Here is a 24,212-nt window from a genome sequence, read left to right as displayed (position 1 = left end):
CCCGGATGCCCCCTCTGGGATCGTGAGGCGCACACATACTGACCCTCCGACCGACGAGGCATTCGGACGAGACATGAAATGGCACCCTTCGGAATACCTGCGTCGCTACTACCTCGGACACAACGATGTGGATCACATCGAAATCAGCGAGGACGCAGCCAAATCGATACTTGATCGGTGGTGCGCCGAGTGGACTGAACAGGACCGTGCCAGTGCTGGCAGCTAGGCCGGACCTAGTACACAAAGCCGAGCAGCTGGCGGAGGAAGCACACGCCGGACAGACCGACAAGGCCGGGCAGCCCTACATAGGTCATGTTCGGCGCGTTGCCGCCGCCGTAGATCCTCAGGAAGCCACATATATCGCTGCCGCGTTCCTTCACGATGTAGTTGAAGACTCCACGATCACGCTCGATGAGCTAGCAGCGCAAGGCTTTCCGCAGGAGATCGTCACCGCAGTCGGGCTACTCACCCGTCAAAAGCACATTCCCGCCGAGGACTACTATCGGCGAATCCGCTCCGACCCAATTGCGCTTGCAGTAAAACTGTCCGACATCGCGGACAACGCCAGCACGGACAGACTGGCAAGGCTCGACCCAGCTACAAGAGAACGCCTCACCGAGAAGTACCGCAGCGCACTGCTATCCCTGGAAAAACCAGCGTTCGCGGCTCAACTGGGCAAAAAACCCCAGACAAACCAGCTCTGACCGCCGATCAGTGGCTCCTTTGAATCACTGTTACCTCCACCCGGCTGACGGAAAGCCTTGCATCACTGGAGATTTTCACACTCACACGTCACCGACCGGTCCCCAACGACCCCACACTGGAAACACACCACATACCACTGCATCTCGGCTCGCTCGGCTTCCGCCAAGGTGGCAAGCCAGGCCGTCCACTCGGGCACCTGCTCAGCAGGAATCACATGAATCTGCGGATCGGGGTTCCAATCCCAACCGCCATCCAATTCAGCGTCAGGCTGATCCTCCTCGACTCCGTACGTCCCGGCGTCGCCCGGGTGCCAGCGCATAGCGTCTGACCACGAGTACTGCCAGTCATCCAGGCTCTCGTCGTCACTCTCATCGAGCACCGCGTCGATCCGGGAAATCAGCTCATCCACGGCTCACCCCCGCACCACTCGGACGACCCCAAGCCTTCGGCTCGGAGCCGCCCTCGCGCGGAACACCCTGGCACCCGCATCATCGGGCTCAGTTCGTCTCTCCCAGCACCCTGTACAAGGTGCTTCTCCCAACGCCCAATGTCCGAGCGACATCAGGCACCCGATGTCCAGCACCGACAAGTGTTCGGGCCTGCTCGACCTGTCCCGACGACATGGCTGTCGGGCGACCAATCTTGGCTCCCCGAGACCGAGCCGCCGCCAGCCCAGCTTGAGTGCGCTCAATGATGAGTGACCGCTCGAACTCGGCCAGGGCACCGAAGACGCTCAGCACCAGGCGTCCCGACGCCGAGGAGGTGTCGATGGATTCGGTCAATGATCGGAGATGAATCCCTCTGGCGGACAGGGACTCCACGAGTTCCAAGAGGTTCTTGAGCGATCTGGCTAGGCGGTCGAGCCGCCAGACCACCAAAGTGTCACCGGCCCGCAGGTGTACCAGGCAGCGGTCGAGTTCAGGACGCGAGGACACCGAACCACTGACTCCCTCGTCGGTGAACACCTGCTCGACGTGGGCCGCGTTGAGGGCGTCGAGTTGCAGCGCCACGTTCTGCTCGACGGTGCTCACCCGCGCGTAGCCGATCAGCATGCTTCGTCCGTCCTGAAACCCTCCACGGGCCGAATTACGGGAATCCCCTTGTGGGACAAGGTTCTGGGACTGGAAATGTTGAGGTCGGCGTAACACGGACTTTCAGAGTCGAGCTGTCCCGAAGACGAACGATTCTGGGACACGGCGAGACTCGCGTACAGGGAGGCGATGACCAACCGTTCGACGGGACTCAACGGGGCTTCCGAATCAAGCATCGGACTCGACCGCCTCAATGAACTTGTTCACCAACGGTGCCCACACCCAGCGCAGCTCTCCGACAGCGGCTTCCCGCGCGGCATCGCAGCACATGACCAGCACGTCATCCTGCGAGTCCTCCGCATGACGGGCCTGGATAGTCCTGGCCGCGCCGACGACACAAGACCACCCCGTAGTCAGCTCGGCCCACTCGACGGGCCGATCAGCAGCCGAACACATCTCGGCATCGGGGCCGACGAGGGCGCGTGGTTCATCGAGCAGGTCGGCCAGCAACATGAGGTGTGTTCGGACGGTCGGCATTTCGGACATGCCCCGACGCTAGAACGGTTGGCCGACAAGGGAAAGTGAGGAAGGTGCACGTCCCCTGAGCCGGTGAGGACGGGGAGGTCACTCAAGCTGATGCGTCAACCCGTAGTCCGCTTCAAAATGTCGTTCACAATCTCACTCAGGGGCGCGTTCACGTTCTCGGGTGGTGTCAGGTCGAGCTTGTAATGGTTGTATCCACCTTGTTCGACCAAAGCCAGAAAATCGCTGCGACGCCCCCACCAGTCGTTAACGACAAGTGCTCCGCCCGCCCATGGGATAGATGCATCCCAAGCGTGTTGTCCAGAGTTTTCCGGTGCTAGAACTGCGATGGCGACCAGTCCGAGGATCGCTGATTCTGGCAGGCTCACCGCATCAGGGATAAATCGCATCGAATGATTGCCCGCCCCACCATCGCAAGGCTGTAGCTCGAACCCGTGCTCCACCTCGTCACCGTGTCCGTGGGCGCAGCGATGCATGTAATAGAGGACATCTGCGATGTCGGGCCGACCATCAGAGCTTTGCGCCTTCACGTTCTTGTAGGGAAAACGAGTTGCACGCAGATCGATGCCAGGAATCCCGATGTGCTCGAAGATTTCCAGCTCGTCACGAATCATCTGAGTGAATCGTTTGGCGTTGTCACGGTTGCCCGAACCCAACCTCTCGCGTCCCGTCCCATCAACGGCGTTGCAGGCGTGAAGCATAGCCGCCTCTCCGTAGACCTTGCGGCGTTCACCCTCATGTCGCACGGCAACAGCCAACGTCTCTACCGCAAGCTGAACGGAATGACCAATCATCACGATGCACAGGGTAAACCTCTGCCCGAAAACTCAGGAGGGAACGCGCGAGGATATGCAGCCATTACATGTTCGACGGTGCGTCGGAGTTAGCATTAGTCGAACACTCCCCCTGTTCGACTCTCACACAACAGGATTCAGAAACTTTCACCGGTAAATTTCTCTAGAACGCGTCATCTGGAGGGGTGAAAATCGGAAAGTATGGTGCGCTAGATGAATGACCAGGAACGCACCAGCGCCGCACCTCGCGGTAGTCGACGCTGCCCTGGTCCAAGCGATAGCCGCCCAAGTGGCCGATGAGCTGCGTCCCGCCCTCGCCCAAGCTCCTCGCCAGTGGCTCACTCCCGAAGAGGCAGCCGACTATCTCAAGGTCACCGCGCAGAAACTCGCAGACCTGGGCTACCTGAAAGAGGGACCGCGATTCCGCAAGGTCGGACGGCTCATCCGCTATTCGCACACAGACCTGAACTCCTGGCTCGATCAGGGCACCGTCGAGACTCGCGACTCCGCGTAGCCGAGGTACTGTCCGCACATGGCAACCATCGAGAGCTACGCCGTCAGTGACGGCAAGCGGTACATGGTGCGCTATCGAGCCCCCAACGGCAAGCAGACCAAGAAGCGAGGGTTCAGCACCAAGCGCTCCGCCGAGGCATTCGCGGCTACGGTCGAGGTGGACAAGATGACGGGTGCGTACGTGGCACCGTCTCTGGGACTGATCACGGTTGGTGAACTCGGTCCCGACTGGCTCACCCGCAAGGGTGCCGACATCTCTCCGTCCTGGGCGCGAACCCTGGACATTGCCTGGCGGACGCATGTCGAACCACGCTGGGGCTCAGTAAAAATCGCTCAGGTAGACCCTCTCGATGTCGAGAACTGGGTTGCCGAATTAACGAAGAAGAAGTCCCCCACCGTCGTCATTCGCGCGCACAGCATCCTCGCCGGGATACTCGATGATGCGGTGAAGTCACGCCGCCTGGTGTCCAACCCAGCCCGCGCCGCCGACAACCTGCCGTCCAAGCGCGGCAAGAAGCACGTCTACCTGACCGCCGAGGATGTAGATGCACTTGCCGATGCGTGCAACACCACCGACAACCAGGTCATCGTCTACATATTGGCTTTCTGCGGCCTGCGATGGGGCGAGCTTATCGCTTTGCGGGTCAAGGACATCGAGTTCCTACGCCGACGCATATCGGTTCATCGGAATGCTGTGTGGGTGGGGTCCGAGGTAAAAATCGGAGAGACCAAGGGCAAGGAAGCACGGTCCGTTCCAGTCCCCGAGTTCGTACTGAACAAGCTCTCCGCTCAATGCGAAGGCAAGCAGTCCGAGGATCTCGTGTTCCCGAACGCCGAAGGCACGTTCCGGGGCATCAACTCCCCCAAGCGTGGGTGGTTCGCACGTGCCGTCACTCGCGCGGGAATCGACTCAACGACCACTGCACATAGCCTTCGACACACCTGCGCCAGCTTGACTGTCTCGGCGGGCGGCAACGTGCTGGCGCTGGCGCGGATGCTCGGCCACAAGGACGCATCAGTCACCCTGCGCGTCTACTCGGACCTATTCGACAGCGACCTGGACGCACTCGCGGATCAACTCCACACCAAGTACGGCCCTAAGCCCAAGCCCGCGCCGAAGCGGTCATCCCGTGGGCACATTTTGGGCACAAACGTGCCCGATTGAAGCCGAACCGGCCCGATGCCTTGAGGCATCTGAGCAGCTCAAATACTGTTTCCAAGCCCGCCATCTGCACCCCGAAGGGGTTCAAGTCCCCCCTCGGACACAGTTTAGTTACCTAGTAATCTGCAAAATCTGCTTCGAAATAGATTTATTCGGATTTTTGTGTTTGCTGATATCGGCCATATTCCGACATGGACCCCCACAACCAACGGTCGCTGCACACGCCGTGGCTCTGTTGACTGGAGCGATAGCGGCCGGTGTCGCAGCGTTCGGCCAACGTTTACTCCTCAATCGGCGTCTGCCACTTCGGGTCGAGCGCCTTGAATGATCCCACTGTCTAACGACACAAGTCAGGCCGGCCGGTGCCTCGGCTCGCCACACCGCGGCAGTCAGCCCGAAGCGGCCGACGCCGTCGACGGTGGCGTGCGTCGCGTCGATATTCCGGACGCTTAGGTGTGATGTCCGGGGAGGTTGGTTAGCCGGGTGATCGGTGGTTGGCCCCCGATGGCGAAGTGGGCTCTGTGGTGATTGTAGAAGTGCAGCCAGTGTGGTAGCGCGATGTTGCGTTGTTCGGTGGATTGGTAGAGGCGGGCGTATGCCCAGCCATCGGCCGGGTTCGGTGGAATCGTTCTATTTTGCCGTTGGTTTGCGGCCGGTACGGGCGTGTGCGCTTGGCAACGATGTGCAGCTCAGTGCACGCGTCGCGCCAGGCGTACGACCTGTAGGCCGGCCCGTTGTCGGACAGGACTCGCTGCACGGTGAGGCCATGCTCGGAAAACCATGCCACCGCGCGTTGCAGCACGCCGATCGCGGTCGCGGCCTTTTCGTCGGTGCAGATCTCGGCGTAGGCAACGCGAGTGTGGTCGTCAATGACAGTGCGCACGAACGCTGTTCCGATCCTGGGGTGATAGCTCTTGCAGCGTTCACCGGTGCGCCGAGCGGTCACGCGAGAGTTGATCTTGCCGTGTCGTTGACCGAGGAACTTGTGCCCGCCGCCGTCGGGGATATTGGCGAATTTGGTGACATCGACATGGATCAGCGACCCGGGATGATCATGTTAGTAGCGGCGCAACGGTTCACCGGTGATGCGGTCAATGCGCGAAAGCCGGTTTATTCGGCATCTGGTCAACACAGCGTGCACGGTTGACGCCGGTATCCCGAGCCGGCCGCCGATCTGCACCGGCCCCAACCGCTGCCGCCACCACAGGTTCACGATTCGGCGCGTCATCGCCGGTGCGGTCTTGTTGGGGCTCACGTGCGGCCGTGAGCTGCGATCGGCCATCCCGTCTGCGCCTTCGACGCGGAACCGATCTGCCCACTTCTTAGCGGTGCGGGGCGCGACCATGAACATCTTGGCCGCAGCAGCATAGGTCCAGCCGGACTCGACAACGAGCCGCGCAAGCCTCAACCGAGCACGCGGAGTCAGAGCAGCATCAGCGTGGGACACGAAAGCCTCCTGGTTGACGAAGCGGTTCCTAGATAGCTCAACTCCACAACCGGAGGCCTTCCCCGTCACACAGGCTCACCGCTCACTGGAAGGACAACCTCCCCGGACATCACACCTAGCCGTGGCTCCACCTGACCCATGATGGACGCCAATGTGCCGGAGCTTGGACCAGTAAGGCGAATCGCGCTCTTCGTCATTGGCTGTGCCCTGCACGGGCTCGAGGCTCCCAGACGGCCAAGACGCTTACCAACGAATATGCGTGGCGAACACGATCGCTCACGTGCCTTGTGCCCCTCGATGGGAGGTCGCTGACCTTACCTGACAATTCCGTTGCCGTACGAGCCCATTGCAGATCAGCGCCGGCGAGTCCGCATCCTGCGCTGATGCCGATGCGATCGCATCGGCGGGGAGGAGAAGGAAGGAAGCATGCCTGTAGCCAGGACGCTCTCAACAGTGCTCGGTGTGGCCGCTGGGACCGGCCTGGTGAGCAGCCCGTCGATCGCCTCGGCCGAGCCCGCCGCAGGTGCCCAACTGGTCGCAATCGGCGATTCATTCATGGCCGCGGGTTCCAACGCCGCCGGAATCACCGGGCCACTCGGCACCGCGTGCCACCAGGCAACCGACAACGTGGCGTATCTGGCGGCCTCCTCGTTCCCGCACATGACCTTTGCCGACTACTCCTGCGTGGGGGCACTCTCCACCGACGTCTACACACCGTCGGCTCGGGGACCGCAGAACACGGGTCTGTCCCCCGCCACCAAGCTCGCGATCGTGTCCACTGGCGGCAACGACGCCGGCTTCGAGCAGATCCCCACCGACTGCCTGTTCGCATTGAGCTGCCCGCCGGAGAAGAAGGCACAGTTCGCTGCCAACGTGTCCTCGGTGGGCTCCGAACTGAACGGCGCGTATGCGGCAATACGCCAGGCGGCGCCGAACGCGCGCGTATTCACCGTCGGCTACCTGCCGATCCTGCCTCCGGACGCCAAGGGTTGCCTGGTCGGACTCATCAACACCCAAGAGACCATCACCTTCCTCAATGGCCTACAGCGCCAGCTGAACGTCACGATCGAGGCCGAATCCGCCAAGGCAAGTTTCACCTCGGTCATCCCGGCAACCAGCAGCGACCACAGTGTGTGTGCGGCCGACTTCCAACGCTATGTCTCGATGACGGGTACCAGCGCCGGCGATGAAGGAATTCCCATGCACCCCAACGCACCCGGACGCCAGTACGTCGCTGAACGCATCACAATGGCCACACGTTCAGCAGGAATCTCAGGCCCTTAGGTGCCCATGACGGCAGCGCACCTGAAGACCAGCGCCGGGATAGCGGCCCGTCCGGAACCACATCCCGGAGTGATCCAAGTAGCGGCCCAAGGACATTGACTCCGAGCGGGCCCCACGTCTTGACCCATGCTTTCCCCGGTGGCCAAACGAACTAGCGGCAATGTTCTCGCCGCGGATGCTGGTCATGCCGGTCTGAGCACGGCGGTTCCCTGAGTCCTTCTGCTCACCCACGATCTCGGACCCGATCTGGTCGACGGTCTCCGGCGGGGCCCGAAGATACAGGCGGGAGAACTGCCCGGCCTCCATTCAAGGCGAACTGTGCCCACTTGGCGGCGAGACGAAGGTGGTGATCCGATATCTTCGAGCACGTGACGGGCGAACACGTTGACTACGCTGCTGACTGGGACATTCCACGGCCCGTCATTACCTGTCGCCAACTGGTGGAAGCCGCACAGCTACAAGGGATTTCCGCCAGACATTGCTTAGCCGGCACCGGGCTGACCTCGACCGCTATCGACGACTCAACACTGGAGATCGAGGGTGGTCAAGAACTTGCGGTCCTTCGTAACATTCTTCAATACATTCGCGACCCACACCTGTTCGCTCGTGACGTTGGGTCGCGATACAACTTCGCAAGCACCGGCATCCTGGGTTACGCACTACTGGCGAGCTCCACCCTCGGAGATGCCCTCAATATCGGATGTCGATATGCAACCTTATCGTCGACTTTCCTGACGCTGACCCGATACGACACGGCCGATGGTGCGGTAATTGAAATTGATGACCGAGTAATCCCTGGCGATCTCCGAGTGTTTTTGTTAGAGCGCGGGTTGTACGCGCTAATGAACATGATGCCGGTCTTGTTCGGCCAACTCGAAGCTGGCGCCTTGGCCACCGTCACACTGCCGAACGACATCGACATTCCGCTAGCACACTTCGAAGCACACCAGCTTTCAACGGCATGTAGTCCGTCCGGAGAGCGCGCAGCCTTCCTTATTCCGGAGGACGTACTGGCACTCCCCATGCCCGCTGCCGATGCCGCCACCGCACAGTTGTGTGTCCAACAATGTGAAGATCTGCTGCAGGCACGGCGTCGGCGTCGCGGAATCTCGGCACGGGTCCGTACCCGTTTAGTCCGCGATCCGGGCGAGATACCTTCAATGGCTCTGGTTGCCCAAGAACTTGGCATCGCCGAACGCACACTCCATCGTCGCCTTGCTGGTGAGCACACCAGCTACCGCGCGCTGGTGGACGAGGTTCGCGGGACGCTTGCCAGCGCGCTGCTCGACTCTGGGCTCACGGTAGAGGAAACAGCACGTCAGCTCGGGTACTCCGAAACTTCCGGGTTCACCCGCGCCTTCATCAGGTGGACAGGGGCACCTCCTAGTAGATACCGAAGAAGACCGCTGCGGCGATAGCCAACATCATGCTGACCGGCTTGTTCGCCACAAGACCGATCCGGTCCACGACTGACAGAAGCCGTTCCATCGACGGATACTGACGACGAATAGCAGTGTTGAGGCATACGTCGGGGATTCGGGAGTTGGACGATGCACGGTAACCGTTGCGCCACGGCTCCCCCGGCGCGATGAAGTGCATCCCCGCCGATGAGGTGCTCCACGAAAGGGCCTGCGCCGGCAGGAACAACGACCTTCGATGTGGACGAGTCAGATCGTTCGCACCCGAACACACCACATATGTGCGTCCATGCTCATCCTTTCGGGCCACAGAGCCCCGGAGCTTCCGCCACGAGATGTTGGTGTGGCACTGTGTACCGGCCGAAATCATAGTGATCGGCGGCCCATGGACCGGACAGCCGACGTCTATAGGTATCTGGACCCCAGGGCCACAGCTCGGGCAGCCCACTGGCGCCGAGATACCAACTGGTACAACCGGTTGCCCACACGGTGCCCGGCATAGCCTTATGCATGCTCTCATTGAATTCGTCGGTGGCGCGACGCGTGGGTGCGACGGTATCGAATTCTCCGTCGCACCAACGCCGAATCCAGCCCACAATGTGGGCGGCCTGCACTTCGGCAATCGCAGTCAGGGAGTAGTTGCCGACTGGACTGTGTGGACCCATCAGCATGAAGAAGTTGGGAAATCCTGTCAGAGCCACACCCAAATGGGCTTGAGGTCCATGTCGCCATAGCTGTTCTACGGTAAGACCGTCGCAACCCTCCAGTGCCATGGGCCGCATGAAGGCATGTGCGTCGAATCCGGTTGCCAAGACGATCACATCGAGTCGGTGCAACACGCCGTCGCTAGTAACAATGCCATTTGGTTCTATACGGTCAATTCTCGTGTCAACCAGGTGCACATTGGACTTCTGCATAGCGCTGTAGAAGCCGGCCGAGAATACTAGCCGTCGACATCCTGGTTGGTAGTCCGGAGTGAGGCGGCGACGCAATTCAGGATCTCGCACGGTGTGCAGGGCTCTTCGGCACATGTGAGCGATCAGCTTGCGCCGCAGGCCAGGACGTACCAAAGCGCCGGCTCCAAAACGGAACACCCGCTCATAGCCGTGGTAGGCGAGAGCATCTAACGCCGGGAACCTGCGGTGCAACGGTCCGGTCCACCGGCGATAACTCGCATTAGGCACTGGCAGGACCCACTGAGGACTGCGTTGAAACAGTTTTAGTGAACTAACCGAATCGGCCAGGCCGCAGACGATCTGCACACCGGTGGATCCGGTGCCGATGACGGCGACCCGTTTGCCGCTCATATCGACCGAGTGTTCCCAACGCGCCGAATGCATGACCGGGCCCTGAAAATCTGATAGACCGTCGATATCAGGCATCCGCGGCTCACGTAGCACACCCGCAGCCGATACGAGGAAGTCATGGCTGAGGATCTGTCCCGAATCCGTGGTGAGCTGCCAGAATCTTCCATCGAACCGTGCTTTGGTGATCTCGACGCCGAACCGGATCGTTTCCCGTAGACCGTATTTGTCCGTCATCTTGCGGAAGTAGTCGAATATTTCACCGCCAGGCGAGAAGAACTTACTCCAGTCCGGGTTAGTGGCAAACGTGAATTGATAAAATCTCGACGGCACATCGCAAGACAGGCCCGGATAGGTGTTGTCGCGCCATGTACCACCGACGTCATGGGATTTTTCGTATATCGTGATGTCGCTGATTCCGGCTTCGCGCAACATGATCGCCTGGCATATTCCTGACATGCCAGCCCCGACGATCCCCACGGAGGGCTGACGCCGCGTCATGACAGAGCCCTCACGTCGGCGTTTGATACGGCGCGCCGCAGGCTGGGCAGTCGAGAAAGAACTCGGTCGCCCAACGCAAACGGAACTCGTAAATCCAACAGCAACGGGACCCACTGTGGCGCGTAGACGCGCCACGCACGCCGGGCGATCCCCGAGGCGATCGCCGCAGCTGCGCGGTCGACCGGGATCGGTTCACCCACAAATGCGGGCATTTGAGCCATCACTACACCGAGCCCCGAGTCACTCACCATCGTTGCCGCCAGCCCCGTGTCGATGAGAGCAAAGTAGGCGGTTCCGACCTTGACTCCGTTTCCGCCGAACTCCACACGTAGCGACCGCACCAGCGATTCCACCGCCGCTTTAGATGCCATGTAGCTACTCACGGTAGGTCCAGGCATCGCGGCAGCAATCGAGGACACGGCCATGATGTAGCCGCGGCGGGGCCGGACGTATGGAATCGTGGTATGGAGGGTGTTGAATACACCCACCACATTGACGTCAATCACCTTGCGCCACTCCGCCGGAGCGACCGCCGCAATGGTAGCGCCCGGCCCGGCGATTCCGGCGTTGGCCACCACCACATCCAGAGCGCCGAAATGCACGACGGCCGCCGCGCACGCTGTCGTCATCGAATCCACCGAGGTCACGTCGGCTTCGAACGCCGCTGCGGCACTACCCAGTTCGCTAGCCAACTGTTGCGCCGTGACGATGTCACGGTCCAAAATCGCTACACGGCAACCGTAGTCCACTAATTGGCGGGCCAGGCATCCTCCGATTCCTTGTGCCCCACCGGTAATCAGGACTACCTTGCCGCGCAGGCGGCGGGCTTGCGATGCTCTCATGCCGTTCTCCGGATTCGTACCGGCAGCGACGCCGGACCTTGTAGTGACGGAGTTGTCCCCCAACGCACGGGGCCCGCCAATTCCAATCCATCGACCCGGTCAAGCACGTGGTTAACCGCGGTGACCGTCTCGATCCGCGCAAGATGCGCTCCGAGACAGTGGTGGATTCCGTGGCCGAACCCCAGCTGTCCTGTGGTTGAGCGGTGGATATCGAATCGGTCCGGCTGGTCGAATTTGCGCGGGTCGCGATTGGCCGACGCCCAGAACATCACCACGCGACCCCCTTGAGGAATCACCGTGCCCCCCACAGGGTATGGAGCGGTGGCAACTCGAGTCACCCATTGCACGGGCGAACCCCAGCGAGCGGTCTCGTCAACCGCGGCCACCACCAAGCTGCGATCGGCACGTAACTCATCGAACAGCTCCGGATCTTTGGCCAGCTGCATCAACAACATACCCAGCAAATTTGAGGTGGTCTCGTTACCGGCCACCAATAGCAGGACCGAATAGAAGAACGCCTCCGCCTCCGTGATCTCGCCGGCACAGACCGCTGCCGAGAGCTCATCAAGCGCCTCGCCGCCCGGACATCCAGCTCTACGTCTCAGTTCCGCCGTCACAAAGCTTCGATATCGAACGAACGCCGCGGTCGCGGACCCGAACATCTTGGCAACCTCAACTACTGTGCGGGGACTGAACACTTCAGCGAATCGATCCGATATTGCGCGAAAGGCGCGCCATTGTTCTCGTGGCACACCGAGAATGTGCGCGATAACGCTGATTGGCAACGGAATTGTCAATGCCGGTACTAGATCGACAATTTCATTGCGCTTCAGCTGGTCCACTCCGGCTTCTGCGAGTGTCCGGATCTGATCGGTGAGAGATCCAACTGCTTTCTTACTGAACGCGGACTGCGTTATGCGACGTAGGCGCTCATGGTCAGGCGAATCTGTGGTAATCATCGTAGATATCGGCGTCGCTCGCAAAAAGATGCCGTGTGCCGAGGACAAGATCTTGTCTTGCCGAGCCGCCGCGTGCACATCCTGATAGCGGCCCAGCATCCAAGTATTGAGGCGTTCGTTAACCACCACGGAGCTCTCCCGGATTCGCTGAAAATCCGGATAAGGATTAGCGATACTCCCCGGCAACGTGGGATCGAAGTTGGTTCGAGCAACCGAGGCAGGTGCCAGCCGTGCCCTGGGGCGGCGCAAATCACGATATGCGCCAACGACTAAGGGGCGAACGAGCTCCGGAATCAGGGCACGTGTCGAATCGGCCAATACGAAAGGCGAGGGATGCGCGATATCCGCAACCCCTACTCCCGCATCAAGAAGGTCAGTTGTCATGGGAATCACGCTAGGGTCAGATGTCTACACGAGGAATGCCCAGAGCAGACATGTAATTGACATATTCGGACAACGACTTTCCGCTGAAGTCACCTGTCACGTAGCAGTCAGCCACCCGGAACGACTCTTTGGTGGTACAGCCCTCAGTTCAAGGAGCCACGCCGCCGCCACCGGCGCAGGCGAGTGCCGGGAAGACCGCACCGCCTGCTATCGGGCGTTCGGTTCGCATTCCCGCACAGCCGGTTTCGATTGAGGCACTGCCGAAAGGTCACGTGGCAGTTTCGATTCAGGCCACGAGGGAAACAACGCATTTCGAGAGGCCTTCCCCTGACCCCGCCGCTGGCTGCCTGCAAAGCCGCCGAGAGGCGACGCCGACAACGGAACTGCAGACCATGGCCATGCCGAACTCCACGCGATAATGCTCGGGTCTGCCCAGGGTTTGGTTGACTCCTGACCCGCAAGCTTGGTGCTTGCGTTGGAAGGATGTATGTCATGCCGAAGGCTTATCCGCCCGAGTTCCGTAGCAATGTGATCGCGGTGGCCCGTCAGGGTGCTGCGACGGTGTCGCAGGTCGCTGCCGATTTCGGGACCTCGGAGTCGTGTTTGCAGCGCTGGCTCTCGATTGATGATCGCCGGGTCGCCGGCGGTGAGAGCGCCACCGATGCTGATGTGCGGGCGTTGCGGGAGGCCCGCAAGAGGATCGCGTTGCTGGAACAGGAAAAATATGTGCTGCGGCAAGCCGCCGCCTACCTGTCTCGGGGCGCGGTCCCAAAATAATCTACCCGCTCGTTCGTGAGCTAGCCGCGGCCGGTAACCCCACCAGGGTGCCGGCCGCGGTGACGTGTCGGGTATTGAAGTTAACTACGCAGGGTTACTATAAATGGCTTAAACATCCTGTATCACAGCGTGATTGGGATGACGCGCATCTGATCGACGCCGCGATCGATATTCACCGTGATGACCCCGAGTTCGGTTACCGGTTCATCGCCGACCAGCTCGGCGAGGCCGGATATCGGGTCTCAGAGAACCGGGTGGCCCGGCTGTGTGCGCTGCAGAAGATTTATTCGGTGCACGCCAAAACGCGTGGGCGTCACCGGCGGCCCGGCCCGCCGGTGCGCGATGATCTGGTGGAGCGCAAATTCCGCAGCAGCACACCGGATACGGTGTGGCTCACGGATATCACCGAACATTCCACACGAACCGGGAAACTGTACCTGAGTGCAGTCAAGGACACTTTCTCCAACCGCATTGTCGGCTACTCGATGACCACCCGCATGACCTCACAGCTGGCCGTCAAAGCACTCAATCATGCTGTAGCTCAGAGGAACCCGACCGGAACCGTGGTTCATTCGGATCGAGGCGGCCAGTTTCGGTCGGTAGCCTACGCCAACGCTCTTGCCATTCATGGACTACGCGGATCCATGGGCAGGGTTGCCACCTGCGCCGACAATGCCGCCATGGAATCGTTCTTCTCACTGCTGCAAAAGAACGTCCTGAACCGCAGGCGCTGGGACAACCGCGAGCAATTGAGCTTAGCCATCGCGCACTGGATAGAACGGACCTACCACCGGCCGCGCCGTCAACGCGCCCTCAGCAAACTCACCCCCATCGAATTTGAGACAATCAACCAGACCGCAACCGCGGCCTAAAAAGTTGACCGAACCGAGTCAACCAAACTAGGGGCAGACCCACTTGTCCTTCACCCGGAATTTTAATCTTCTAGCACAAAAACGTTGGATGGCAGAAGCGCTCAGGCACCAGCGAATCTTCCGCCGACGCCGTTGTACAGGCCGGAGATCAAAACCTCATTGTGCGCGTCACTGCCGTCATCCCGCAGTTGCTTGAAACCGTAGGAGCGAGAATCACCCTATGATGCGCTTGAGATTCCGAGCGTTGATCAGGCGGGCTGCCCTATGCATAATCGCACCTCGCATCTGGGTGTACGGGTACCACGCCGGCTCGCGTCGGGGACGCAGCCGGGCAGTGACTATTGCTTGCGGGCGGCAGAATTTTGTAATCGCATTCTCGCCGTTTCTGGTCCCTAGTCCGGACTCGTTCCATCCACCCTGAGGCAACGCCAAGGTGAACAAGTTGGCAAAAACATCGTTGATGGTGACCGCTCCAGCGTTGATCTTGCGGGCAACGCGTTGCGCTCGAACACTGTCGCGGCTGAACACTGTCGCGGACAGTCCGTAAGGTGAATCATTGGCCAGCCGAATCGCTTCCGCCTCGTCGCCAACCTTAACTACCGGAAGCAGCGGACCAAATGTCTCCTGCTGCATGCACAGCATGCCATGGTCTACGTCAACAAGAACCGTTGGTTCGACAAAGTGCGAGCCATCTCTGACGCCACCGCCGATGACGATGCGGGCTCCCTTTGCCACAGCATCGGCAAGGTGCTCCCTAACAATATCGACCTGCTGGCCGGTGATTAACGGGCCCACGTCGCTGCGATAGCTCTGATCGTCCGCACCAATGCGCAATTTCCGAATTTCTTCGATGATTGCTGCCACGAAAGCCTCATATACCGGCTCTTCGACGTAAACCCGCTCTACCGATGTGCACATCTGTCCCGCGTTGGCAATTGCGCCCCATACCGCCGCGTTTGCCGCGCGGCTCATGTCGGCATCATCGAGCACGATCATCGCGTCCTTGCCACCGAGTTCCAGCCCGCACGGGATCAACCGTTGCGCAGCTGCCTGGGCGATCGCTTTGCCAGTACGCGTCGAGCCGGTGAACTGGACGAAGTCCACCCTGTCCACAATCGCCGCGCCCGTCTGACCAGCACCAGTCACAGCTGCGAGTACCGATGGCGCACCGATCTGACGCCATCCGTCAATCGCTTCGACCACCGTCAGCGGAGTGACCTCAGACGGTTTGACGAGGACGGCGGCGCCCGCCAGTAACGCCGGCACGGTATCAAGTAGCGAAAGGCCCAGTGGGAAGTTCCAGGGTGTGATTACGCCGACCACAGGGTAGGGGCGGCTAACCAACAGTTGACGCTTGGTAAGGGCAAACAGGCCATGTCGGCGCGGTCGACGATCAGCGAGTGCATGTGCTGCAATCCGTGTGTAGTAATTGATCGCGTCAACAATGTAGGGAATCTCCAGATTCGATTCCGCCCACGGCTTACCCGTCTCAGACTGCAGCAGTTTCGCGAGATCGAACTCGTGGTCCAATAGCCAATCGCGGTACTTTGACAACCATCCGACGCGCTCGGAAACCGATAAGCCACCCCACCCGGTCTGGGTTGCACGAAGCCCGCCGACCACGGCATCGACCTCGTCGGCACTGTAGTTCGGCACGGCTCCGACAACCCGGCCATCGACCGGCGAACGGACTTCAATATCGCTCATGATCCCAGCCCGCCGATCCGGCGGTGATAGATCTCACGCGCGTTCACGTCCACGTTGGTAAACACCGTGTCAAAGTGCGCGACATGTTCAATCCGGTGCCGGGCCCGCATCGGGATCAGCGACATCGTCTTGAGTATCCCGCCTAATACCTTGGGCACCGTAATCTTGATCTGTGGCCTCTTGGCGGCAGACACAATAGCGGCGGCAACCTCCTTAGGCTCGACCTCACCAATCGGCCGCAACCACCGCGGCGTGCTGTTACCTGCGGATAGCTCGGTACGCACCAGGCCAGGCAGCACTGCGGTTACAGCAATCCCGCTGCGGGCGACTTCCAGATGCAAAGTCTCCGAGAAGCCGACAACAGCGTGCTTCGTGGCGCAGTAGGTAGCCAGCCCCGGATATGCGCCCACTCCCGCTAGCGAAGCGACGTTGATGATGTGTCCGCCTCTTCTCCCAAAGCGCTGCAGCGCAAGCTTCGATCCGTTCAAGACACCACCGAGGTTGATTTCCACCATCCGATCTGTGACCGCATCGTCCTCGTCGACGAACAGTCCGGTCGGCATGATCCCCGCGTTGTTGACCAGCACATCTAGTTGACCTAACTGCTTCTCTGCGCCATCGAAAAAGGCTGCGAATGACTTTCGGTCCCTCACATCAAGATGTAGCCCGCACACCCGCCCGCCCGTCAACGCGGCGAGGCCGGCGGCGGTCTTCTCGACAAGTTCAGTATCGATATCGCCGAGAGCAACCTGTGCTCCCGCCCGTAGGAATGCTTCAGCGGTAGCACGACCGATCCCGCGGGCACCTCCGGTAACCGCGACAACCTTTCCGTTAAGAGAGCGCGTACTTCTCGACATTGTCAGACCTTTCATCTTCGTGGCTTGCCACTCCTCGCGAGCGGCAAGGCTTTCCGGAATAGGGCACGCGTGTCCTCGCCTGCCCTATCATGCGTCACCTCGAATATGCGCACCCGTGGCCGATCCGTGATACCCGCTCAGCCGATGTACACCAGCAGCGCGCCGATGCAACCGACACCTGACCATCGCGCAACCCCTCCCTCGTCACGATGACGATGGGGTTCACAAACCACCAAGTGGCACAACCTATATCGCCACACGAGTGGCGCACTCCATGGGTCTGCACAAGAACCCCGACGCCACAACAGGAAAAAGCGCTCGGAGCCAACATATTTGCCATGAACTAATAACTATTCACTTAATGCTAGCCCCTCGGGCTCGTCCCCGCAACACCAGACAAGCAAGAAGTGCGCACCGATCGGGCCAATCACTCTCCAAACAACGATGAATGCCTCGTCCTCTGGACTGTGCCGCTCCGGGCGGTGAACGCGCCGCAGCTCGGACTCTGGCGACATCAATACCCGGTGACGGACAGGCCAACACAAAACCGCCGAGGAAACGTCACCCGAGGCTTGCGCGCAGCATGTCTTCCCGATCGACTACCTTGATTCGGTCACGTCCTTCGGATGCGCCGAGCGAGCGTTCATGGGCATCGAGTCGATGCCACCCTTCCCATGAAGTAGACCGAATCCCCCTGCTATCAAGGAACTCAGTCACTGAATCCTCGCCGGGCTCGTCAGCGCCAACAAAATCTTCACTGTCGGCAATCAGGCATGCGATCGTCTCGCTGGCGTCTCCTTTGGTATGGCCAATGAGACCGACCGGCCCACGTTTTGCCCAGCCGGCCACATAGGTTGCGGGAATAGTCGTGCCGGACGCCTCCCGCACGCGTCCGGCAATGTTCGGCACAATACCCGAGCACTGGTCACATGGCATTTCCGAAACGATCCGGGGCCGATAACCTACGGCGCGATACACCGCGTCAACTTCCCACTGCGTAAAAGAACCTGTGCCATAGGCATTTCCAGTGCCATCGAGCTCAGTGCGCTCGGTTCGCAATCCAACCACCTTGCCGCCGGCCCCGACTATCTCGACAGGCGACTCCAGAAAATGAAGAAACAACCTATGTGGACGTGTTCCTCTGTCACGGCACGCCCACCTATCGATTGTACTGGCGATCATATCAACAACTTTGGACGCATTCCGGGCTGAGCAAGAGGCTTCGTCATAGACTGTGTCCAACGGGTCGACGATGACCTCAATGCTTGGTGATGCGTCGAGCTCGCTTAGTTCCAACGGTGTGAACCTGGCCTGCGCCGGTCCGCGACGACCGAACACGTGAATTTCCTTAGCCTTATTGGCTTTGAGGCCTGAGTAGACACTGGCCGGAATTTCTGTGTGTAACAGTTCATCTGCTGATTTGGCAAGAATCCGAGCAACGTCAAGCGCGACATTTCCGACCCCGAGCACGGCGACCTTCTCGGCATCCAGTGGCCAGTGGCGAGGTGCATCGGGATGGCCGTTGTACCACGATACAAAGTCCGCTGCTCCGTAGCTACCTTTCAGTTCGCAGCCTGGGATCGCCAAGGTGCGGTCGGCGTTCGCTCCGGTCGAGAAAACCACCGCATCGAAAAAACGGCGCAGGTCATCAAGTCGGATGTCGGTGCCGTACTCGACGTTGCCGAACAATCGAATATGCTCGCTGTCCATAACTCTGTGCAGAGCGGTGACAATGCCTTTGATACGCGGGTGGTCAGGAGCTACTCCGTAGCGAATTAGACCGAATGGCGCAGGTATCCGTTCAAATAGGTCGACAGAAACCTTGATACCGGACTTTGTCAAAGCGTCAGCAGCATAAATCCCAGCGGGACCAGCACCGATAATCGCCACTCGAAGTGCCCGATCGACTGAGTTCATTACGTTCCTTCTCTGGTCCGTATCCCCATTTCCTGGACACTGCGGGTCGTTCGCTCCGGAATCCCGTTGTCTGCTCACGCGGTTCGAAGCAACTAGCTCAGACCGATCATCAAAGTGGCTAAAACGAACGCGACCCCGGAAAGAGGGACTATTCGCACTAAGTGACCCAGGCCGGTCCGCGCCTGTGACCCTACTGAGCATCACTGCGGCGCAGCGCGGCCCGTGGACACTGATCGAAAATCTCGTCGAGACGTCCCCCACCGGGGAAGTCTGCGTCGTCACGTACAACCGCGCGACCGTCCGGGCCTTCAGCGAAGAATTCTGGAGCTAAGCTATAGCAAACTCCAAATCCCTCGCACAGCTCGCCATCGACGATCAAATTGTGGCCAACAGGCTGCTTCACTATTTGTTACTCCAAGGGTAGAGCGCCCGCCATGCGGGCGCGTACAACACTAACCGACAACGAGTGACAGACATCATCGCAGAGACGGCGCACGAGGACGAGACTCTCGCTCCGATATCTCAATCATGCGTACCCACTGGCAAATATTGACACTCGACTTGCCTGCCGGCCCGGGCGACTCCACCAAACGAGCGGATGTCTTCCCCGAATAGGCGACGCAGACGCTGACTATAGCGGATTCACTTACTGTCCGGCAAGCTCTACCCTCAAGGGATATAACCTATCTCGTCCGGACGAGACTCTGCGCTTCACATTTCACCAACGACGGAAGGGCTAGTCGGACCTAGCCCGGTACCGCGGAAATCGCCAAACGATGCCCAGCGACCACGCCACGAACCTGCTCGACGGCACTCAGCATGAGGTTGACTCCCCGAGCGGAGGCCGCTGGCGTTGATGGCCCGGAGTGGAAATCCCTACCGCAGAGTCGATCCAAAGCACCCACGCCAAACCCGAAGACCCAGGCCGCGCAGCACTCTCGCAGCCTCCAAGCGTCGCTCCCTGAACTCCCGACAAGGCCTATCCAACAAGACAATTGCGCGCAGGCCCACGCCTCCACCGGCCAGAGCACGGAGTGCCGTTTTGCATCATCCGCATCTACAGGCTAGGTTAAGTGAATGATCGATAGTTACTCAAGAGGCGGCTGCCGGCATGGAGTCACCGTTGACTAGAAACGTACTTGTGGCCGGGGTTGGGATGATTCCGTTCAAAACACCGAGTCGTACCGGGCCATATACCCAGATGGGCGAGGCCGCCGCGCGAGCTGCTCTCGCCGACGCGGGAGTCGACTACCAGATGATCCAGCAGGCCTACGCGGGCTATGTGTATGGAGACTCAACCTCAGGGCAGGCCGCTGTCTATGGCCTCGGCCAGACCGGTATCCCGATTGTGAATGTCAACAACAACTGTTCGACGGGGTCGACAGCCCTGTGGTTGGCTCGCCAAGCCATCGAGTCTGGAGCTGCCGACTGCGTCCTCGCGGTGGGCTTCGAACAAATGCAACGCGGCGCGCTGGAGACAAAGTGGACAGATCGTCCCAGCCCATTCGAGCGATTCGACGCCGTAGCCACGCGGGCGCAGGGCTGGGACGAAGCCGCGCCGATGGCCGCCCAGTACTTCGGTGGCGCGGGCCGGCAGTATGCTGAAAAATACGGCACCACGCCCGAAACCTTCGCCAGTATCGCGGTCAAAGCCCGACAGCACGCCAAGAACAATCCCTATGCCGTGTTCCGTGATCCAGTCACTCTCGACGAGGTCATGAACTCCCCACACGTCTTCGGGCCGCTGACCCGCTTACAGTGCTGCCCACCGACCTGTGGTGCCGCTGCCGCGGTCCTGGTGAGCGACGAGTTCGCCCGCAAGCAGGGGCTGAAGCCGACAGTAGCGATCAAGGCTCAGGCGATGGCGACCGATCTCAAGTCGACATTCATCGCCGACGATATGCTCAAGGTCGTCGGTTACGACATGGCCAAGGCAGCAGCTGATCAGGTGTACGAATCATCAGGTGTTGCACCAGAAGACATCCGTGTTGTCGAACTGCACGACTGCTTCACAGCCAACGAACTGATCACCTACGAGGTTCTTGGGCTGACCCCAGAAGGCACCGCAGAGAAGTTCATCGCCGACGGCGACAACACTTATGGCGGACGAGTCGTCACCAACCCCTCGGGCGGACTGTTATCCAAAGGACACCCTCTTGGCGCGACCGGATTGGCGCAATGCACAGAACTGGTATGGCAGCTGCGCGGCCAGGCCGACGCTCGTCAGGTCGAAAATGCGACCGTGGCAATGCAACACAACATCGGCCTCGGCGGTGCGGCCGTGGTCACCCTCTACGAGAAGGTGAGCTGACATGGCAATCGACACCAGTGCCATCGGCACTACGCTAGCTCCACAGTCATTGACGATCGACCGTGGCCGGCTGCGCTTCTTCGCCAAGGCGATCGGCGAGACCGACCCGGTATACATCGACGTTGACGCCGCCACATCAGCAGGGCACCGGGATCTTCCAGCGCCACCGACCTTCCTGTTCTCGGTAGAGCTGGAGAACCCGAATCCCTTCATCTTCCTCACCTCTCTCGGGGTCGACCTACGCTTTGTACTCCATGGTGAGCAATCGTTCACCTATCACCAGATCGCTTATCCGGGCGACGAACTCGTCGCACAGCCTCGGATCGTAGACATCTACAGCAAGCGAAACGGGGCGCTGGAGTTCGTCGTCAAAGAAACTGCCATCACCCGAGTCGATGGCACGCCGATCGCGGATCTGCGATCGGTGATCGTCGTCCAGAATCCGGGAGTCACCGCATGACCACCACCGAAACCATCACCATAGGCACTGAGCTACCACCCCTTCAGGTCGAAGCCATCTCGCGCCTAACCTTGGCCCTATTCGCCGGGGCCTCCGGCGACCACAACCCGATGCATGTCGACATCGACGCTGCCAAATCTGTTGGTCTACCTGATGTTTTCTCGCACGGAATGCTGTCGATGGCCTACTTGGGTCGGCTACTGACCGGCTGGGTGCCGCAAGAGCGCATTCGGTCCTACCGGGTCAGGTTCGCCGCCATCACACCCGTGTACGGCGCGCCTACCTGCAGAGGCCGCATCACCTCCATTGGTGATGCGGCCGACGGCGAGCAGCGCGCCACCATCGAGCTGGCCGTGATCCTCGCCGATGGCACCACCACCCTCATCGGCGACGCAGTTGTCGCCCTCTGATCGAAAGGAGTTCGGAAATATGGGAAGTATGGAGAACAAAGTCGCCATTGTCTCGGGCTCGGGCCGAGGCATCGGTCGCGAGATTGCGCTCAAACTCGCGGCCGAGGGTGCTCGAGTCGTGGTCAACGACATAGACGCCGAACCCGCTGCCGCGACCATCGCCGCCATCAAAGCAGTGGGCGCCGAAGCGGTGCCGTGCATCGGCAGTGTCACCGAGGACAGCTTCGGCGAACGATTCGTGGCGACAGCCGTCGATGCCTTCGGCGGGCTAGACATCATCGTCAACAACGCCGGCTATACCTGGGATTCGGTCATCCAAAAGATGACCGACGAACAATGGGACGCGATTCTCGACGTCCACCTCAAGGCGCCGTTCCGCATCCTTCGTGCTGCACAACCCGTCATCAGCGGTTTGGTCAAGCAAGCCCAGGCAACAGGCGAGCCGGTACCGTGCCGCAAGGTGGTCAATATCTCCTCTCTGGCGGGTGTCGGCGGTAATGTCGGCCAGTCCAACTACGCCGCGGCCAAGGCTGGCATCATAGGTCTGACCAAGACACTGGCCAAGGAATGGGGCCGCTACAACGTTACCGTCAACGCGGTCGCTTTCGGCTTAATCAAGACCCGCCTCACCGAAGCGCCGGCCAGCGGTGACAGCACGATCACGGTGGCCGACAAGCAGATCCAGGTTGGGGTAAACCCAGGACTGCTCGCCGCGATGGAGCAGATGATCCCACTGGGTCGCGGTGGCACCCCCTCCGAAGCTGCTGGCGCGGTGTACCTTTTGTGCACGCCCGAGTCCGACTATGTCAGCGCGCAGACCCTGGTCTGCGGCGGCGGCTTCAACTTCTAGCCCCGCCATGGCTACTGAATACCGGTCACCATGGGCCGATACCGAGATAATCGACCTCAAGGCGATGGCGACGAAGTTCTTCGAGACCGAAGCACTGCCCCACCGGGAGCGCTGGGAGCAGCAGAAATGCGTCGACCGCGAGTTCTGGTTGGCAGCAGGTCAACTTGGGCTGCTATGCGCGGGCATACCAGAGGAGTATGGAGGTGGCGGTGGCACAATTGCACATGATTTCGCCATCATGGAGGCGCAAGCCTATTGCGGGGAAAGCGGATTCGGCAACCAGGTACACAGTGGCCTGGTTGCGCACTACCTGCTGGCCTACGGTTCGCACGAACAGAAGCTCCGCTGGCTTCCCAAGATGGCAACCGGCGAGTTTGTCAGCGCAATCGCGATGTCCGAATCGGGTGGAGGATCGGACCTCAAAGCTATACGCACCACGGCAATTCGCGATGGCGATCACTATCTGCTCAATGGTTCCAAGACATTCATCTCTAACGGGTCTAGCGCCGACATCATCGTGCTGGTGGTGAAAACTGACCCGAGCGCCGGCACTAAAGGCATATCGCTACTTGTACTCGAAACCGCCAACGCTGAAGGGTTCCGCGTCGGCCGGGTACTCGACAAGCTCGGCATGAAGGCACAGGATACTGCCGAGTTGTTTTTCGATAACGTCCGCGTACCTGCCGAGAATCTCCTGGGCGAGGAGGGCTGTGGCTACGGCTATGCGATCAAGCAACTCGCCCACGAGCGATTGATTGTCGCCGTTTGCGGGCTCGCGACCCTGGAACGTGCAGTCGACGAGACAGTCGCGTATACCAAGGCGCGGGAAGCGTTCGGTGTACCACTGATTACGCTTCAGAACACTCGTTTCGAGCTAGCAGATTGTGCGACGATTGCCAGAGTTGCAAGAACTTTCGTCGACGACTGCATTGTCAAGCATCTGCGCGGCAACCTGGACGCCACAACCGCGTCAATGGCCAAGAGCTGGGTGACCGACATGCAATGCCAGGTGGTCGACCGTTGCCTACAGATGTTCGGTGGATACGGCTACATGCTGGAGTACCCGATCACCCGTATGTTCGCCGACTCACGCGCGCAGCGAATATACGCCGGCGCCAATGAAGTGATGAAGGAATTGATCGCACGATCATTGTGACTATTGGG

The 24,212-nt window shown here is 60.2% G+C and carries 23 protein-coding genes and 1 pseudogene; 11 read left to right on the top strand and 13 right to left on the bottom strand.

Features of this window, described 5'->3' with window-relative positions; genetic code table 11:
• Positions 1-215: 215 nt before the first annotated feature.
• Positions 216-704, top strand: coding sequence for an HD domain-containing protein (locus tag MSTE_RS09795; RefSeq protein WP_096505677.1), 489 nt, complete (start codon positions 216-218; stop codon positions 702-704).
• 62 nt (positions 705-766) lie between these two features.
• On the opposite strand, the gene MSTE_RS09790 is transcribed toward MSTE_RS09795, so the two are convergent.
• From MSTE_RS09790 to MSTE_RS09775, 4 genes are all read right to left on the bottom strand, one after another.
• Positions 767-1,114 (bottom strand): hypothetical protein, encoded by a 348-nt coding sequence (locus MSTE_RS09790; protein WP_096500816.1) that lies wholly within the window; start codon positions 1,112-1,114, stop codon positions 767-769.
• Positions 1,115-1,202: 88 nt separating this feature from the next.
• Entirely contained in the window at positions 1,203-1,757 is a 555-nt protein-coding gene (locus MSTE_RS09785; RefSeq protein WP_096500814.1) for a recombinase family protein, read from the bottom strand.
• Between the two features lie 207 nt (positions 1,758-1,964).
• A complete protein-coding gene (locus MSTE_RS09780) occupies positions 1,965-2,282 on the bottom strand; it encodes a hypothetical protein (protein WP_231897035.1) in 318 nt (105 codons plus the stop codon).
• A 95-nt stretch (positions 2,283-2,377) separates the two neighbouring features.
• The gene (locus tag MSTE_RS09775) at positions 2,378-3,076 is read right to left on the bottom strand and encodes a hypothetical protein (protein WP_157997672.1); all 699 of its coding nucleotides are present in this window, start codon (positions 3,074-3,076) and stop codon (positions 2,378-2,380) included.
• A gap of 214 nt (positions 3,077-3,290) precedes the next feature.
• On the opposite strand from MSTE_RS09775, the gene MSTE_RS09770 reads away from it, so the two are divergent.
• Positions 3,291-3,587, top strand: coding sequence for a helix-turn-helix domain-containing protein (locus MSTE_RS09770; RefSeq protein WP_096500810.1), 297 nt, complete (start codon positions 3,291-3,293; stop codon positions 3,585-3,587).
• A gap of 18 nt (positions 3,588-3,605) precedes the next feature.
• Positions 3,606-4,751 (top strand): tyrosine-type recombinase/integrase, encoded by a 1,146-nt coding sequence (locus tag MSTE_RS09765; protein ID WP_096500808.1) that lies wholly within the window; start codon positions 3,606-3,608, stop codon positions 4,749-4,751.
• A gap of 446 nt (positions 4,752-5,197) precedes the next feature.
• On the opposite strand, the pseudogene MSTE_RS09760 reads toward MSTE_RS09765, so the two are convergent.
• Positions 5,198-6,195, bottom strand: a pseudogene (locus MSTE_RS09760) (IS481 family transposase).
• A gap of 426 nt (positions 6,196-6,621) precedes the next feature.
• Here MSTE_RS09760 and MSTE_RS09755 point away from each other — a divergent pair.
• Both MSTE_RS09755 and MSTE_RS09745 read left to right on the top strand, forming a co-directional pair.
• Positions 6,622-7,479 carry an SGNH/GDSL hydrolase family protein gene (locus MSTE_RS09755; RefSeq protein WP_096500806.1) on the top strand — a complete coding sequence of 286 codons (858 nt, stop codon included), beginning with the start codon at positions 6,622-6,624 and terminating at the stop codon, positions 7,477-7,479.
• Between the two features lie 368 nt (positions 7,480-7,847).
• A complete protein-coding gene (locus MSTE_RS09745; protein WP_096500803.1) occupies positions 7,848-8,897 on the top strand; it encodes an AraC family transcriptional regulator in 1,050 nt (349 codons plus the stop codon).
• Here MSTE_RS09745 and MSTE_RS25670 read toward each other — a convergent pair.
• From MSTE_RS25670 to MSTE_RS25480, 4 genes are read right to left on the bottom strand one after another with little or no spacing between them, the layout of a single operon-like run.
• Positions 8,863-9,207, bottom strand: coding sequence for an integrase core domain-containing protein (locus MSTE_RS25670; protein WP_157997671.1), 345 nt, complete (start codon positions 9,205-9,207; stop codon positions 8,863-8,865). The two genes, MSTE_RS09745 and MSTE_RS25670, sit on opposite strands and share 35 nt — an antisense overlap.
• Positions 9,191-10,702: a flavin-containing monooxygenase gene (locus tag MSTE_RS09735; RefSeq protein WP_096500799.1), complete on the bottom strand. Its 1,512-nt coding sequence runs from the start codon at positions 10,700-10,702 to the stop codon at positions 9,191-9,193. The genes MSTE_RS25670 and MSTE_RS09735 overlap by 17 nt, the downstream gene beginning before the upstream one ends.
• Positions 10,699-11,544: an SDR family NAD(P)-dependent oxidoreductase gene (locus MSTE_RS09730; RefSeq protein ID WP_231897034.1), complete on the bottom strand. Its 846-nt coding sequence runs from the start codon at positions 11,542-11,544 to the stop codon at positions 10,699-10,701. The genes MSTE_RS09735 and MSTE_RS09730 overlap by 4 nt, the downstream gene beginning before the upstream one ends.
• Complete coding sequence (locus tag MSTE_RS25480; protein WP_231897033.1) at positions 11,541-12,161, bottom strand: cytochrome P450; 621 nt, start codon at positions 12,159-12,161, stop codon at positions 11,541-11,543. The genes MSTE_RS09730 and MSTE_RS25480 overlap by 4 nt, the downstream gene beginning before the upstream one ends.
• A gap of 1,218 nt (positions 12,162-13,379) precedes the next feature.
• On the opposite strand from MSTE_RS25480, the gene MSTE_RS09720 reads away from it, so the two are divergent.
• Positions 13,380-14,536 (top strand): IS3 family transposase gene (locus tag MSTE_RS09720; RefSeq protein ID WP_096505671.1). Its coding sequence is split into 2 segments (ribosomal slippage): positions 13,380-13,653 and positions 13,653-14,536, totalling 1,158 coding nucleotides; the frame shifts between segments, so codons are not numbered across the junction.
• A 213-nt stretch (positions 14,537-14,749) separates the two neighbouring features.
• Here MSTE_RS09720 and MSTE_RS09715 read toward each other — a convergent pair.
• From MSTE_RS09715 to MSTE_RS25865, 4 genes are all read right to left on the bottom strand, one after another.
• Positions 14,750-16,243: an aldehyde dehydrogenase family protein gene (locus tag MSTE_RS09715; protein ID WP_096500795.1), complete on the bottom strand. Its 1,494-nt coding sequence runs from the start codon at positions 16,241-16,243 to the stop codon at positions 14,750-14,752.
• On the bottom strand, positions 16,240-17,100 hold the full coding sequence (locus MSTE_RS09710; RefSeq protein ID WP_096500793.1) for an SDR family oxidoreductase: 861 nt from the start codon (positions 17,098-17,100) through the stop codon (positions 16,240-16,242). The genes MSTE_RS09715 and MSTE_RS09710 overlap by 4 nt, the downstream gene beginning before the upstream one ends.
• Positions 17,101-17,661: 561 nt before the next feature.
• A complete protein-coding gene (locus MSTE_RS09705; protein WP_096500791.1) occupies positions 17,662-19,017 on the bottom strand; it encodes an FAD-dependent oxidoreductase in 1,356 nt (451 codons plus the stop codon).
• A gap of 190 nt (positions 19,018-19,207) precedes the next feature.
• Positions 19,208-19,420 carry a ferredoxin gene (locus MSTE_RS25865; RefSeq protein WP_157997670.1) on the bottom strand — a complete coding sequence of 71 codons (213 nt, stop codon included), beginning with the start codon at positions 19,418-19,420 and terminating at the stop codon, positions 19,208-19,210.
• A 720-nt stretch (positions 19,421-20,140) separates the two neighbouring features.
• On the opposite strand from MSTE_RS25865, the gene MSTE_RS09695 reads away from it, so the two are divergent.
• From MSTE_RS09695 to MSTE_RS09675, 5 genes are read left to right on the top strand one after another with little or no spacing between them, the layout of a single operon-like run.
• A complete protein-coding gene (locus MSTE_RS09695; RefSeq protein ID WP_096505669.1) occupies positions 20,141-21,328 on the top strand; it encodes a lipid-transfer protein in 1,188 nt (395 codons plus the stop codon).
• Position 21,329: 1 nt separating this feature from the next.
• Positions 21,330-21,788 carry a MaoC family dehydratase N-terminal domain-containing protein gene (locus MSTE_RS09690; RefSeq protein WP_096500787.1) on the top strand — a complete coding sequence of 153 codons (459 nt, stop codon included), beginning with the start codon at positions 21,330-21,332 and terminating at the stop codon, positions 21,786-21,788.
• Entirely contained in the window at positions 21,785-22,198 is a 414-nt protein-coding gene (locus MSTE_RS09685; RefSeq protein ID WP_096500785.1) for a MaoC/PaaZ C-terminal domain-containing protein, read from the top strand. Before MSTE_RS09690 ends, MSTE_RS09685 begins: the two co-directional genes overlap by 4 nt.
• A 19-nt stretch (positions 22,199-22,217) precedes the next feature.
• Positions 22,218-23,048, top strand: a complete 831-nt coding sequence (locus MSTE_RS09680) for an SDR family NAD(P)-dependent oxidoreductase (RefSeq protein WP_096500783.1) — start codon at positions 22,218-22,220, stop codon at positions 23,046-23,048.
• Positions 23,049-23,055: 7 nt separating this feature from the next.
• Positions 23,056-24,204: an acyl-CoA dehydrogenase family protein gene (locus MSTE_RS09675; protein WP_096500781.1), complete on the top strand. Its 1,149-nt coding sequence runs from the start codon at positions 23,056-23,058 to the stop codon at positions 24,202-24,204.
• Positions 24,205-24,212: the final 8 nt, after the last annotated feature.

This window comes from [Mycobacterium] stephanolepidis, from assembly GCF_002356335.1.
Classification (GTDB): domain Bacteria; phylum Actinomycetota; class Actinomycetes; order Mycobacteriales; family Mycobacteriaceae; genus Mycobacterium; species Mycobacterium stephanolepidis.
The sequence above is the reverse complement of the archived record's forward strand: the minus strand, read 5'-3'. Positions and strand labels throughout refer to the sequence as shown.

Coding starts and splice junctions, on each gene's coding strand:
- MSTE_RS09785 (WP_096500814.1), bottom strand. CDS start 1,757: ATGCTGATCGGCTACGCGCGGGTGAGCACCGTCGAGCAGAACGTGGCG.
- MSTE_RS09780 (WP_231897035.1), bottom strand. CDS start 2,282: ATGTCCGAAATGCCGACCGTCCGAACACACCTCATGTTGCTGGCCGAC.
- MSTE_RS09770 (WP_096500810.1), top strand. CDS start 3,291: ATGACCAGGAACGCACCAGCGCCGCACCTCGCGGTAGTCGACGCTGCC.
- MSTE_RS09765 (WP_096500808.1), top strand. CDS start 3,606: ATGGCAACCATCGAGAGCTACGCCGTCAGTGACGGCAAGCGGTACATG.
- MSTE_RS09755 (WP_096500806.1), top strand. CDS start 6,622: ATGCCTGTAGCCAGGACGCTCTCAACAGTGCTCGGTGTGGCCGCTGGG.
- MSTE_RS09735 (WP_096500799.1), bottom strand. CDS start 10,702: ATGACGCGGCGTCAGCCCTCCGTGGGGATCGTCGGGGCTGGCATGTCA.
- MSTE_RS09730 (WP_231897034.1), bottom strand. CDS start 11,544: ATGAGAGCATCGCAAGCCCGCCGCCTGCGCGGCAAGGTAGTCCTGATT.
- MSTE_RS09715 (WP_096500795.1), bottom strand. CDS start 16,243: ATGAGCGATATTGAAGTCCGTTCGCCGGTCGATGGCCGGGTTGTCGGA.
- MSTE_RS09710 (WP_096500793.1), bottom strand. CDS start 17,100: ATGTCGAGAAGTACGCGCTCTCTTAACGGAAAGGTTGTCGCGGTTACC.
- MSTE_RS09705 (WP_096500791.1), bottom strand. CDS start 19,017: ATGAACTCAGTCGATCGGGCACTTCGAGTGGCGATTATCGGTGCTGGT.
- MSTE_RS09690 (WP_096500787.1), top strand. CDS start 21,330: ATGGCAATCGACACCAGTGCCATCGGCACTACGCTAGCTCCACAGTCA.
- MSTE_RS09685 (WP_096500785.1), top strand. CDS start 21,785: ATGACCACCACCGAAACCATCACCATAGGCACTGAGCTACCACCCCTT.
- MSTE_RS09680 (WP_096500783.1), top strand. CDS start 22,218: ATGGGAAGTATGGAGAACAAAGTCGCCATTGTCTCGGGCTCGGGCCGA.
- MSTE_RS09675 (WP_096500781.1), top strand. CDS start 23,056: ATGGCTACTGAATACCGGTCACCATGGGCCGATACCGAGATAATCGAC.